Origin of the sequence: Streptomyces sp. B5E4 (assembly GCF_039871555.1) — a bacterium.
GTDB lineage: Bacteria > Actinomycetota > Actinomycetes > Streptomycetales > Streptomycetaceae > Streptomyces.
The window spans coordinates 16255-29338 of sequence record NZ_JBDPMI010000027.1 but is presented as its reverse complement, the minus strand read 5'-3'; the positions used below and the strand labels follow the sequence as shown (position 1 = coordinate 29338).

Genomic DNA, 13084 nt, shown 5'->3' with positions numbered 1-13084 from the left:
GATCTGCGCTGACTGCTGTACCGCGGCAAGGCTTTCCGATCCGTGCCCTACCGTGGGCGCCATGAGGCCCCTCGCCCCTGAACTCGGGCGAAGCCGACCGCGACATGTACGGCAACGCCACCAGCTTCGACCTCGACGACCCGGGCCCTGTGTCCCCCTACCCTGCAGAAAGACCCCGGACGCCACCGCGGTCTGACGCCGACGTGCGCACGGACGCCCGCCCCGGCCCACGGTCACGGTCGAGTACGACGGCGCCACGGTGACGATCAACGATGCCGACCCGGAGACCGTCGCCGTCTTGACCCGGGCTCTCACTCAGAGGTAGCGGGAAGTGCTCTTTCCCGACCCGGACAAGTCGCAGGCCGTGCTCATCGGCGTCAGCCGCCACACGTACCTGGACTATCTGCCGACCGTGGACAACAACCTCAAGGCGTTGTCCTCGGTACTGATGTCGGCCTCCTCCTGGTCACTACCCGAGAACAGCCATTGCCGGGTCGTCCCCGACCCCGAGAACGTCGACGAAGTCGTCTGCACCGTACGGCACGCGGCGCGTGCCGCCTCGGACGCGCTCGTCGTGAGTGTGCCGGGCGTCTACTTCTTTACCCGCCCAGAGGGCGACCCCACGCCGGGTCTGGACTACTCGACCGGAGACAAGCCCACCGAAAGCCACGAGGTGTGCCGGCCCCCTCAGTCCGGCGGGGGCTGCGCAGCAGCAGGGTGGAGATGGAGCATCCCCGCCTCCGAGGAGATACGGACGACGCTGAGGCTGGACGGCGCCGGAACGGACCGGGCACTGGCCGGAGGATTGCGAGTGAAGGCGGACTGCGACGTGACGGTGGAGTGGGACGTCATCGCCGGCAAACGCCGTGTGGTGAACGGCACCCTCGTGTCCCAAGACTTGCAGCATCTGGCCGATTCCCTTCCCCGTGAAGTCGAGAACATCGAGGTCACCGCGCGGCGCACGGACACGGCAACCTGCGAGGCGCGGCTGTACTGGGACGATGCGGGACTCACTCCTTGATGTGCGGGACCGACGGCCCAGGCGGCACGGCGGGGCACCGGGTGCGCAACCGCCGGCCCGGATGGGGGCGTCGTACGGGCGTGGGTGACGTCGAGCGGCCGTCGAGTCGCTTTCTGCCTGCCTTCTGGCTGGCACCGCTGACCGGAGTGGCGTGCGGGATCCCCGCCGCCCTGCTCATCCTGCGCTCGCGGGACTACTGCGATGCCGCGAACGAGCCCGGGCACCGTTTGGGCCTCATCCTCTTCGAACTCCCGGGCCTCCTCTTCGTGAGTGCGCTCGCCTCCGTGATCGCCTCGGGAGTTCTGTGGTGCCTGGTCCGGCCCGGTTCCTGGAGGGCGGCCGTCTTCGCCGTGGTGCCTGTCGCGCTGGGGGTCGCCCTGCTCGTCGGATGGGCGGCGTTCGCGGTGCTGGGCACACCAGGCGGATACCCCGGCGACTCCGGTCTCTGCCCGGTGAGCAACATCCCTCCCTGGTGGCCCTCATGGCTGCCCGCCTGACCCACCGGACCAGCAGGCCAGAGCCGCCCGCGGGCGGCTCTGGCAGACTGCGGTGGTGATCGTCAGACGTGCGGGGGAGCGGGACTTCGACGGGTTTCTCCGGCTTGCGGGCGGGGTGGAGCAGTGGTTCGGGGCCATGGTCGGCGAGCCCGGGTTCCACGAGGCCGTGCGAGGGCACATCCGGCGGGGGGATGCGCTCGTTGCCGTGTCCGGGGGCGAGGTCGTCGGGGGGTTGCTGTTCGGAGGTGTGGCGCCCGTTTTTCAGGTGCACTGGCTGGTCGTTTCGGAGGACGTACGGGGGCGCGGTGTCGGGCAGGCGCTGATGGAGGAGGCGGAGCGGCGGTTCGTGCGGGGGCGGGGCGCCGGGTGCGTCGAGGTGGTGACGTTCGGGGCCGATCATCCCGGGGCCGTCGCCAGCGGGGCGCGGGTCTTCTACGAGCGGCTGGGGTTCAGGCCCGCCGAGGCCGCCCCGCCCGGGCCCGAGGGCGGTTCGCGGCAGGTGTTCCGGCGCGTCGTGGAGGACCCGGGGGAGTAAGGGGCCCGGGTTCGTACTCAGACGGGGGTGAGTACCTGCGCTCTGGTTGGGCCACGGGCCGGCCGTGAGGGTGGGGGTATGCGTCGTGTGCTGCGGATTCTTCTGTTTCAACTGCTCTCCCTCGTGCTCCTGGCCGGCACCGCCGCCGGGGCCTGGGCCGCGTGGCTCGGCTGGGACCAGGAGCGCGAGCCGACCGGTGACACCGAGACCGGGCCGTACGAGGCGTGGCAGGTCGGCGGGCTGGTGCTGACGCTGCTCGTCGCCGTGGTCGTCGTCGCGTACGTACGGCACTTCGTGCCCGCCGTGCTCGGGTCGACCGCCGGGCTGACCTTCGCCTCGTACTACGACTGGTCGGACGACAACTCCGGGCTCTTCGCCGTCGGGGTCGCGCTGATCCTCATGGGGACCTTCGTCGGCTCCGCACTGGTCGCCGTCGCCGTCGGTGCCCTGCGCGGGGAGCCCGACGCGGCGCAGGGGGCCTTCGTCGTCGTCCGCTGAGAGGGCGCGCAGCGGGGCGGGCGGGGCGGGGCGGCGCAGGCGGAACCGGGAGCGCCGGGTGCGGCGTCCTCTGGCGGGGCGGCCGGCCTTTCGCGAGAATGCGGCGTCCGTTGCCGCCCGGCGAGCCGTACGAAGCCGACGCGAACGTCACGGAGCCACCCATGACGCAATCCGCACGACAGCAGCAACACCCGGCGCCCGCACCGCCGTCGCAGTACCTCAAGGAGATCAACTCCAGACTCCTCCCGGGCACCACCGTCCCCCCGCTGCTGCCCCCCGCGCTCCGCGCCGACGCCCGCGGCGTCCGCGAAGCGGAAGTGCCGCCCGCCGTCCCGCACGCCCAGCAGGGCTCCCTCGCCGACATCCCCTTCGACAACGCCGCCCACGCCCCCGACGAACCCGCCTTCGCCCGCCCCCGCGCCGACGGGACCTGGGCCGACGTCACCGCCGCCGAGTTCGCCGAGCACGTCCTCGCCGTCGCCAAGGGCCTCATCGTCTACGGGCTGCGCCCCGGCGACCGGCTCGCGATCATGTCGCGTACGACGTACGAGTGGACCCTGCTGGACTTCGCCGCCTGGGCCGCAGGACTCATCACCGTCCCCGTCTACCCCACGTCCTCCGCCATCCAGGCCCGCCACATCCTGCACGACTCCGGCGCCCTCGCCTGCGCCGTCGAGAGCGTCGAGCAGGCCCGGCTGATCAGCGGCCGGCGCCAGGACCTCCCGCACCTCGCCCACCTCTGGCAGCTCGACACCGGCATCCTCGGTCAGCTCGCCGCCGCCGGCCGCGACGTCCCCGACACCCTCGTCCGCCAGCGCCGCGCCGGCCTCGGCCCGGCCAGCGTCGCCACCGTCATCTACACCTCCGGCACCACCGGCCTGCCCAAGGGCTGCGTCCTCACCCACGGCAACTTCCTCGCCGAGGTCGACAACGCCATCGAGCTGCTCTACCCCCTCTTCACCGCCGTCAGCGAAGACCCGCCCGCCACCCTCCTCTTCCTCCCCCTCTCCCACGTCCTCGGCCGTATGACCGCCATCGGCTGCCTCCGCGCCCGCGTCAAGCTCGGCCACGCGCCCAGCATCAAGACCGAGGACCTGCTGCGCGACCTCGCCGCCTTCCGCCCGACGTTCTTCGTCGGCATCCCGTACGTCCTCGAAAAGGTCTACAACACCGGCCGCGCCACCGCGGAAGGCATCGGCCGCGCCGCCTCCTTCGACCGTGCCGCGAAGGTCGCCGTCCGCTACGCCGAGGCCCTGGAGGCCGAGCTGCACGGCGAGGGCCCCGGGCCCTCGGCGCGGCTCAGAGCGCTGCGCAAGCTGTACGACGTCCTCGTCTACCGCCGCATCCGGGCCGCGCTCGGCGGTCGCGTCACGTACGCGATCTGCGGCGGCTCCCCGCTCGGCCGCCGCCTCGCCGCCTTCTACGCGGGCGCCGACATCGTGGTCTTCGAGGGGTACGGGCTCACCGAGACCACCGCCGCCGCCACCGTCACCCCGCCGCTGAAGCCCCGCTTCGGCACGGTCGGCTGGCCGCTTCCCGGCACCGGGATACGTATCGCGCACGACGGCGAGGTGCTGGTCCGCGGCGGCCATCTGTTCTCCGGCTACTGGGACGCCGAGGCCGGCGTCACCCGGCTCGACACCCACGACGGCTGGTTCGCCACCGGCGACCTCGGCGAGCTGGACGCGGACGGCTACCTGACGATCACCGGCCGCAAGAAGGACCTCATCGTCACCGCCTCCGGCAAGAACCTCGCGCCCGCGCCCCTGGAGGACCGGCTGCGCGCGCACCCGCTGGTCAGCCAGTGCCTCGTCGTCGGCGACGACCGCCCGTACGTCGCGGCGCTCCTCACCCTCGACCCCGAGGGGCTGCAGCACTGGCGGATGATGCGCAAGCGTGAGTACGTCCCGGCCGCCGACCTGGTACGCGACCCGCTGCTCCGCGCCGACCTGCAGCGGGCGGTGGACGGGGCGAACGAGCTGGTCTCGCGCGCGGAGTCGATCCGCCGGTTCGCGGTGCTGCCGGCGGACTTCACGGAGGAGGGCGGGTATGTGACGCCGTCGATGAAGCTCAAGCGGGCGGCGATCGTACGGGACTTCGGGCACGTCATCGACGAGCTGTACGCGGCCGAAGGCTGAAGAGCCGGTCGTCCGCACCCGGGCATGAGAAAACCCCCGCCAGGCGGACGGGGGTCACTCAGGTCAGCGTGGGGCTAGCGTCACGACGGGGAGACGTTCGCCGCCTGCGGACCCTTCGGGCCCTGCTGCACGTCGAAGGTCACCTGCTGGTTCTCTTCGAGCGAGCGGAAGCCTTGGGCGTTGATAGCGGTGTAGTGGACGAAGACATCGGGACCGCCGCCGTCCTGGGCGATGAAGCCGAAGCCCTTTTCAGCGTTGAACCACTTGACGGTTCCGGTAGCCATGAGCCCTCCTTGGGCCAAAGGGTCGCCCTGCCCCAGAGCCTCGAAGAAGCCTGAAAACGACACATGCCCGCGGCGTCACAATCTCCGCAGGCACGGTACTGCAAGGAAACCAAACTGCAACTTGCGGTTGAGCCTAGCACGCGCGAGCCCGCCCCGGTAGAGAAAAGATCACCCTCCGGTGAGCCCCCGTACCCGCGTGCGGTCGGGCTGGGGCTAGCCTCGGAGCCGTGACAGCACCACCTCCCGACGCAGGAGCTAGGCGCCGGCCACGAGTCGGCCACATCCAGTTCCTGAACTGCGTCCCCCTCTACTGGGGCCTCGCCCGTACGGGCACCCTGCTCGACCTGGAGCTTTCGAAGGACACCCCGGAACGGCTCAGCGAGCAGCTCGTCGACGGGGAGCTGGACATCGCCCCCGTCACCCTCGTGGAGTACCTGCGACACGCCGACGACCTGGTCGCCCTGTCCGACATCGCCGTCGGCTGCGACGGGCCCGTGATGTCCTGTGTGATCGTCTCGCAGCGGCCGCTGGCGGATCTGGACCGGGAGCGCGTGGCGCTCGGTTCCACCTCCCGCACCTCCGTGCGCCTGGCCGAGCTGCTGATCGACGAGCAGTACGACATCACGCCCGACTACTACTCGTGCCCGCCCGACCTCTCCCTGATGATGCGCGAGGCGCAGGCCGGCGTGCTCATCGGGGACGCCGCGCTGCGCGCCTCGCTGCACGACGCCCCGCGGCTCGGACTGCACGTGCACGACCTCGGGCAGATGTGGAAGGAGTGGACCGGGCTGCCGTTCGTCTTCGCCGTGTGGGCCGTACGCCGCGACTTCCTGGCCCGCGAGCCCGAGCTGGTGGCGAACGTGCACCGGGCGTTCCTCGACTCCCGCGACCTGTCGCTGGCCGAGGTCGACAAGGTCGCGGAGCAGGCGGCGCGGTGGGAGTCGTTCGACCCGCCGCTGCTGGAGCGGTACTTCCGCACGCTGGACTTCAGGCTGGGCGCCGAGCAGCTGGAGGGCATCGACGAGTTCGCCCGCCGCGCGGGTTTCCCGGACGAGGCACGGGTACGGCTGCTGCCGGCGGGGGCGGCTGAGGTCGGGGCGCCCTAAGCTGGGGCGGCCAGGGGGCGTACGGGGGGCCGTGGGAGAGGCGGGTCCGGGGGGAGTCCATGCAGCCAGTTCAGAGCGGTGATCCCGAGGTCGTCGGACCGTACCGGGTGCTGGGCAGACTCGGCTCGGGCGGCATGGGCCGGGTCTTCCTGGGCCGCAGCCCGGGCGGCGCCACCGTGGCCGTCAAGGTCGTCCACCCGCACTTCGCGCACGACGACGAGTTCCGCACCCGCTTTGGCCGCGAGGTCGAGGCCGCCCGCCGCGTCGGCGGCGCGTGGACCGCGCCCGTGCTCGACGCCGGTCCCGACGACGACGTGCCGTGGGTCGCCACCGGGTACGTCGCCGGCCCCAGCCTCAGCGACGCGGTCGCCGAGCACGGGCCGCTGCCCGAGGAGACCCTGCGCCCCATGGGCGCCGGGCTCGCCGAGGCGCTGGCGGCGGTGCACGGGCTCGGGCTCGTCCACCGGGACGTCAAACCCTCCAACGTGCTGCTGACCCTCGACGGCCCCCGGCTCATCGACTTCGGCATCGCCCGCGCCACCGACGGCACCGCCTCGCTGACCGCCTCCGGCGCCTCGGTCGGCTCGCCCGGCTACATGTCGCCCGAGCAGATCCTCGGCCGGCCCGTCACCGGTGCCGGCGACGTGTTCAGCCTCGGCGCCGTGCTGGTCTTCGCGGCCACCGGGCGGTCGCCGTTCCCGGGCGACAGCGCGCCGACGCTGCTGTACCTGGTGGTGCACGAGGTGCCGCAACTGCACGGTCTGACCGGCGAGCTGGCGGAGCTGGCCCTCGCGTGCCTGTCGAAGGACCCGGCGGCGCGGCCGGAGCCGGCGGAGCTGGTGGGCCGGCTGACGGCGGGCGGCGAGGCGGCGCATCTCGTACGGCCCGGCTGGCTGCCGCCGCCGGTCACGGAGCAGATCAGCCGGCGTGCGGTGGAGCTGCTGGCGATGGAGGCGCAGCCGCCGGCGGCGTCGGAGCGGCGGGACGACGGGCTGCCGTCGGGTCCTGTGCCGCTGCAGCAGGCGGAGTACGGGCCGGGGGCGTTCGGGCCGCCGCCGGTGCTGGACGCCACGGCGGCGGCGGGGTCCGGGGCGCCGGGCGCCCCGGACGCCGGGGTGGCCGCGGCGGGGGCGACGCCGCCGGGCGGGCCCGGTGCGGGGGCCGCGGGCGCGGCCCTCGGCGCCGTCGCCGCGACGCCGCCCGAGCGGCGTGCGGAAGTCGGCCTGCGCTCGCGCCGGTTCAGCTGCACCCTGGTGCTCTCCGTCGCCGGCGCCCTGGCGGCGCTGATGCTCGGCCTGTTCTTCATACCGGGACTGCTGGACGGCGGCGGGGAGAACTCGCAGGCCGGGGACACCCCCACCGGAGGCGCTGCCGACAGCGGCGGCAACGGCAACGGCAACGAGGAGACCACCGGCGGTACCGGCGGCTCCGACACGGGGACGGAGAGCCCTTCCAGGGAGCCGACGGCGGCGGCGGTCGACGGCGTACCGGAGAAGTTCGCCGGCGGCTGGAAGGGCGAGATCGTCCAGGAGGACGGGGTGCCGAACGGCAGCGTCAGCGTGGAGATCAAGGAGGGCGGGAAGGGCGAGTACGTCGCGTACTTCGACTACTCCGTCTACGACGTCGCGCACTGCTACAGCCGTGCCAAGCTCACCGCCGCCACCGACACGACCCTCACCCTCCACGAGGAGGACGACCCGGCCAGGGAGAACACCGAGGGCCTCTGCGCTCCCGGCGAGGCGACGGTGACGCTCACCCACAAGGGCGGCGAGACGGTCGAGTACCGCTCCGACGCGGAAGCCTCGGGCAACCCGCGCTCGACGCTGTCGAAGGGCTCGGGCTGAGGGAGAGGCCCGGCCCGAGCCGGCGACCTGCTCCGCGTAGGCTGGGGTCCGCTCGTACGCACCACTCGCGGAAGGGGCCGGTCACCGTGACCACCGATCTGCAGGCAGTCCTGGACCGCGCCGCCGCGGGCGGCCGCGTCACCCCCGGCGAGGCCCTCGACCTGTACCGCTTCGCACCGCTGCACGCGCTGGGCGCCGCCGCCGACGCCGTGCGCCGCCGGCGCTACGCCGGGACCGAGCACATCGCGACGTACATCATCGAGCGGAACATCAACTACACCAACGTCTGCGTCACGGCCTGCAAGTTCTGCGCCTTCTACGCGCCGCCCACCGCCAAGGACAAGGGCTGGATCCGCGGCCTGGACGACATCCTGCGCCGCTGCGAGGAGACCGTGCAGCTCGGCGGCACGCAGATCATGTTCCAGGGCGGCCACCACCCCGACTTCGGCGTGGAGTACTACGAAGAGCACTTCTCTGCGATCAAGAAGGCGTACCCGCAGCTCGTCATCCACTCCCTCGGCGCCTCCGAGGTCGAGCACATGGCGCGCATCTCCGGCACCACCGCCGAGGACGCCATCCGCCGGATCCACGCCGCCGGCCTGGACTCCTTCGCCGGCGCCGGCGCCGAACTGCTGCCGGCCCGGCCGCGGCAGGCCATCGCGCCGCTGAAGGAGAGCGGCGAGCGGTGGCTGGAGATCATGGAGACGGCGCACGGGCTGGGTGTGGAGTCGACGTCCACGATGCTGATGGGCACGGGCGAGACGAACGCGGAGCGGATCGAGCACCTGCGGATGATCCGGGACGTACAGGACCGCACCGGCGGGTTCCGGGCGTTCATCCCGTACACCTACCAGCCGGAGAACAACAAGCTGAAGGGCCGCACGCAGGCGACCACGCTGGAGTATCTGCGGATGATCGCCATCGCGCGGATCTTCCTCGACAACGTGGCGCACATCCAGGGCTCCTGGCTGACCACCGGCAAGGACGCCGGCCAGTTGACGCTGCACTACGGCGCGGACGACCTCGGCTCGGTGATGCTGGAGGAGAACGTGGTGTCCTCCGCCGGGGCGCGGCACCGCTCGAACCTGCGCGAGATCATCGAGATGATCCGCGGCGCCGACCGGGTGCCCGCGCAGCGTGCGACAACATACGAGCATCTCGTGGTGCACGACGACCCGGCGGACGACCCCGTGGACGACCGTGTCGTCTCGCACCTGTCGTCCACCGCCCTCGACGGTGGTACGGCGCACCCGGAACTGACGCTGGTGGAGGCCGACCGGTGACGCGCGCGACCCTGGAGAAGCAGCCGCACGAGGTGGCGGCGATGTTCGACGACGTCGCCGCGAACTACGACCTCACCAACGACGTCCTCTCCCTCGGCCAGGCGCGGCTGTGGCGCAAGGCGGTCGCCCGCGCGGTCGACGCCCGGCCGGGGCAGCGGGTGCTGGACCTGGCGGCGGGTACGGGCACGTCGTCGCTGCCGTTCACGGCGGCGGGCGCGTACGTGGTGCCCTGCGACTTCTCGCTGGGCATGCTGCGCGAGGGCAAGCGGCGCCACCCGCGGCTGCCGCTGACCGCCGGGGACGCGACACGGCTGCCGTTCGCGGACGGGGTGTTCGACGCGGTGACGATCTCCTTCGGGCTGCGCAACGTCCAGGAGACCGCCGCGGCGCTGCGCGAGATGCGGCGGGTGACGCGGCCGGGCGGCCGGCTGGTGATCTGCGAGTTCTCGCACCCGACGTGGGCGCCGTTCCGGACGGTCTACACGGAGTACCTGATGCGCGCGCTGCCGCCGATCGCGGAGCGCGTGAGCAGCAGCCCGGACGCGTACGTCTACCTCGCGGAGTCCATCCGCGCCTGGCCGGACCAGCCCGCGCTGGCCGCCGAACTCGGCGCCGCCGGCTGGACCCGCCCCGCCTGGCGCAACCTCAGCGGCGGCGTCGTCGCCCTCCACCGCGCGTACGCCCCGAGCTGAGCCCCGCCGGGCCCGGGGCGGACGTGAGGGCGTCGGGGGCGGCACCTAGAATGCGGGGAACGACCTGCGTTCCTGGGAGCCGCCGTGACCGACGCCTCTGAGTCCACCCGCACTGCCGATGTGATCGTCGTCGGGGCCGGACCGGCCGGCTCGACGACCGCCTACTACCTCGCGAAGGCCGGGCTCGACGTCCTGCTTCTGGAGAAGACGGCGTTCCCCCGCGAGAAGGTCTGCGGCGACGGGCTCACCCCGCGGGCGACGAAGCAGCTCATCGCCATGGGCATCGACGTCTCGGAAGAGGCCGGCTGGCTGCGGAACAAGGGCCTGCGCATCATCGCCGGGGGCAACAGGCTCCAGCTCGACTGGCCGGAGCTGGCCGCCTACCCGGACTACGGGCTGGTGCGCAAGCGCGACGACTTCGACCAGCAGCTCGCGCAGCAGGCGCAGAAGGCGGGCGCGCGGCTGTACGAGCGGTGCAACGTCGGCCGGCCGGTCATCGACGAGCGCTCGGGCCGGATCACCGGCGTGCACGCCAGGCTCGGCGAGGAGAAGACCCCCGTCACCTTCCACGCCCCGCTGGTCATCGCCGCCGACGGCAACTCCTCGCGGCTCTCCCTGGCCATGGGCCTGCACCGCAACGAGAAGCGCCCGATGGGTGTGGCCGTGCGGACGTACTTCACCTCCCCGCGGCACGAGGACGACTATCTGGAGTCCTGGCTGGAGCTGTGGGACAAGCGCGGCCCCGAGGACCGGCTGCTGCCCGGGTACGGCTGGGTGTTCGGCATGGGCGACGGCACGTCCAACGTCGGCCTCGGCATCCTCAACTCCTCGTCCGCCTTCAAGGAGCTGGACTGGCGGGACGTGCTCAAGGCGTGGTGTGCCTCGATGCCGGAGGAGTGGGGCTACACCCCGGACAACATGACGGGTCCCATCCGCGGCGCCGCCCTGCCGATGGCCTTCAACCGCCAGCCGCACTACGACCGCGGCCTGCTCCTCGTCGGCGACGCCGGCGGCATGGTCAACCCGTTCAACGGCGAGGGCATCGCGTACGCGATGGAGTCCGGCCAGATCGTCGCGGACGTCGTCGTCCAGGCCCATGGCCGTGCGACGTACGCCCAGCGCGAGCTGGCCCTGCACCGCTACCCGAAGGTCCTCAAGGACACCTACGGCGGCTACTACCAGCTCGGCCGCGCGTTCGTGCGCCTCATCGGCAACCCGAAGGTCATGAAGCTCGCCACCGAACGCGGCCTCACCCACCCGGTCCTGATGCGCTTCACGCTCAAGCTGCTGGCGAACCTCACGGACCCCCAGGGCGGCGACGCCATGGACCGCATCATCAACGGCCTGACCAAGGTCGCCCCCCGTGCGTAGCATCTCGCCGATGCCGGCCGAACGGTCGACGAGGGGTTAGCGCGCCCTGCGCGCACCTCGGGGCCCGTGACGGGCTTGATCCACCAGTGGTGGGGAACGGAAGAGCCGCGGCAACCGCGATCGAGGCGGATCGTCGTGCTGCGCTGCGAGCCGCTCCCGACGAGGCCACTTCAGGTGCTTGAGAATTCGCGCACACGCGCCTGAGGCACCCACGCGAGAGCCCCCCGCCGGACCGGCGGGGGGCTCTCGCGTGGCGGGTGTGCGGTGCCTCAGAGGACCCTGACGGCCGAAGTCGGCATGTAGTACGACATCTCCTGGATGACCACGCCCTTCGACGGGTTGGCCGCGTCCAGGTACTTGCCGTCGCCGATGTAGACGGCCACGTGGTACGCCGAGCCGGTGCCGCCCCAGAAGACCAGGTCGCCGGGCTGGACGTCGGAGACCGCGACCGGGGTGCCGACCGTGGACTGCTCCGCGGCGGTGCGGGGGAGCTCCACGCCGACGGTGCGGAACGCGGCCTGGGTCAGGCCCGAGCAGTCGTACGACGACGGGCCCGTGGCGCCCAGGACGTACGCCTTGCCGACCTGGGCGTTGAGGAAGTCCAGCACCGTGCCGACGCTGCCCGACGCGGCCGGGGCCGCCGCGGGGGTCTCGGCGGCGGGAGCGGAGTCGGCGGACCCGGACGAGGAGGCCGAGGCCGTGGCCAGCTCCTCGCGCTCGGCCGCGCGGGCCGCTGCCCGCTCCCGGGCGCGCTCCTCGGCGGCCTCGCGGGCCTCCGCCTTCTTCTTGGCCTTCGCGGCCGCCTTACGGGCGTCCTCGGCGGCCTCCTGCGCCTGCGTACGCAGTTCGAGGCGCAGGGCGGCGGTCTGGGTGGCATCGGCGCTCTGCTCGACGCCGGTGGTGAGGGCCGTGCTCACGTCCACGGTGGGGAGTGCGGCGGTCGACTCCGTGGCCGTCGAGCCGGTCGTCTTGCTGGTGTCTGCGAGGGCGGGAGCGGCCGCCGCCGTCGCGACCATGGTGCCGAGGGCGCCACCGGCGACTCCGGTGCGGACGACCCACGCGGGGGTCTGCCGGCGCCGGGGTTTCCGGTGGCTGGGTATGTGCGGTTTACGGGACATGGACACCAGCGCTATCAGGGGGAAGGGCCGCGTTTCAACAGTCGTGGGATGCGCCACACTTGGCGGCCGGGTCTGCGAAATGGGAGATTTAGGCGGTCTGTTCCCCAGGTGCGCTCCGGTGTCCGGCCGCCCGTGCGTCGTTACCCGCCTGATACGCACGGCATTTGAGCCGCCCGTCGAACGTTGCCGGACGGTTATCACTTCTCCCGCCGCAAACCAAGCAAGGGCGGTTGCTCCGGAAGTCGTACTGTGGCCCACATCACGCGGATCCGTTTCCGCGCCCCCGCCGTCCGCAGAGGCGCTTGAGAGCGTGCGCGCAAGCGCCCGGACGCCCGAATATCAATTGAGCGCGCAGGCGCTCGAATTCGCCCGCGGCCGCCCCGCCGTGAAATCGCCCGCGTCCGGAACCCGGCCGCCCCCACCTCGCTGACCTGCGGCTGCCCGCCGGTGGCGGAGATCCGGTGATCGTTCCTTCGCACCGCGTGACCTGCCCGGCGGGCATTCGCTCGTCCGCTCGATCGCCGGGTGGTTAAGATCACAAAGCCGTAGGGGACCCCCGTGTCACAGATCACAGAGCGGTGGGCATAAGATGCCCATCAGTAGGGCTTGTGAACTGCCTCACATGTGAGCGATCTTGGTGGGGCAAGAACGCGAGTCCGGTGTGGACTGGCAGGCAGTCATCGTCGACTGGAGAGGA

General features: G+C 72.2%; 12 protein-coding genes. 10 read left to right on the top strand and 2 right to left on the bottom strand.

The window, feature by feature from the left end; translation table 11 throughout:
* Positions 1-331 precede the first annotated feature (331 nt).
* The 5 genes from ABGA99_RS27780 to ABGA99_RS27760 all read left to right on the top strand — a co-directional run bounded on the left by ABGA99_RS27780 (position 332) and on the right by ABGA99_RS27760 (position 4689).
* Positions 332-1021, top strand: coding sequence for a hypothetical protein (locus tag ABGA99_RS27780; RefSeq protein WP_347583665.1), 690 nt, complete (start codon positions 332-334; stop codon positions 1019-1021).
* Between the two features lie 80 nt (positions 1022-1101).
* Entirely contained in the window at positions 1102-1518 is a 417-nt protein-coding gene (locus ABGA99_RS27775; protein WP_347580138.1) for a hypothetical protein, read from the top strand.
* A gap of 55 nt (positions 1519-1573) precedes the next feature.
* Complete coding sequence (locus tag ABGA99_RS27770) at positions 1574-2053, top strand: GNAT family N-acetyltransferase (RefSeq protein ID WP_347580137.1); 480 nt, start codon at positions 1574-1576, stop codon at positions 2051-2053.
* A gap of 78 nt (positions 2054-2131) precedes the next feature.
* The gene (locus tag ABGA99_RS27765) at positions 2132-2551 is read left to right on the top strand and encodes a hypothetical protein (RefSeq protein ID WP_347583664.1); all 420 of its coding nucleotides are present in this window, start codon (positions 2132-2134) and stop codon (positions 2549-2551) included.
* Between the two features lie 161 nt (positions 2552-2712).
* Positions 2713-4689: an AMP-dependent synthetase/ligase gene (locus tag ABGA99_RS27760; RefSeq protein WP_347580135.1), complete on the top strand. Its 1977-nt coding sequence runs from the start codon at positions 2713-2715 to the stop codon at positions 4687-4689.
* A gap of 80 nt (positions 4690-4769) precedes the next feature.
* Here the strand turns inward: ABGA99_RS27760 and ABGA99_RS27755 are convergent, their stop codons facing one another.
* Positions 4770-4973, bottom strand: coding sequence for a cold-shock protein (locus ABGA99_RS27755; protein WP_018840208.1), 204 nt, complete (start codon positions 4971-4973; stop codon positions 4770-4772).
* A gap of 227 nt (positions 4974-5200) precedes the next feature.
* Between ABGA99_RS27755 and ABGA99_RS27750 the strand changes: the two genes are divergently transcribed.
* The 5 genes from ABGA99_RS27750 (at position 5201) to ABGA99_RS27730 (ending at position 11269) form a co-directional block, all read left to right on the top strand.
* Complete coding sequence (locus tag ABGA99_RS27750; protein ID WP_347580134.1) at positions 5201-6079, top strand: menaquinone biosynthesis protein; 879 nt, start codon at positions 5201-5203, stop codon at positions 6077-6079.
* Between the two features lie 59 nt (positions 6080-6138).
* Positions 6139-7923: a serine/threonine-protein kinase gene (locus ABGA99_RS27745; RefSeq protein WP_347580133.1), complete on the top strand. Its 1785-nt coding sequence runs from the start codon at positions 6139-6141 to the stop codon at positions 7921-7923.
* A gap of 86 nt (positions 7924-8009) precedes the next feature.
* Positions 8010-9206, top strand: coding sequence for a cyclic dehypoxanthinyl futalosine synthase (mqnC, locus tag ABGA99_RS27740; RefSeq protein WP_347580132.1), 1197 nt, complete (start codon positions 8010-8012; stop codon positions 9204-9206).
* Positions 9203-9898 carry a demethylmenaquinone methyltransferase gene (locus tag ABGA99_RS27735; RefSeq protein ID WP_347580131.1) on the top strand — a complete coding sequence of 232 codons (696 nt, stop codon included), beginning with the start codon at positions 9203-9205 and terminating at the stop codon, positions 9896-9898. Before mqnC ends, ABGA99_RS27735 begins: the two co-directional genes overlap by 4 nt.
* 84 nt (positions 9899-9982) lie before the next feature.
* A complete protein-coding gene (locus tag ABGA99_RS27730) occupies positions 9983-11269 on the top strand; it encodes a geranylgeranyl reductase family protein (RefSeq protein WP_347580130.1) in 1287 nt (428 codons plus the stop codon).
* 269 nt (positions 11270-11538) lie between these two features.
* On the opposite strand, the gene ABGA99_RS27725 is transcribed toward ABGA99_RS27730, so the two are convergent.
* Positions 11539-12285: a C40 family peptidase gene (locus ABGA99_RS27725; protein ID WP_347580218.1), complete on the bottom strand. Its 747-nt coding sequence runs from the start codon at positions 12283-12285 to the stop codon at positions 11539-11541.
* Positions 12286-13084: the final 799 nt, after the last annotated feature.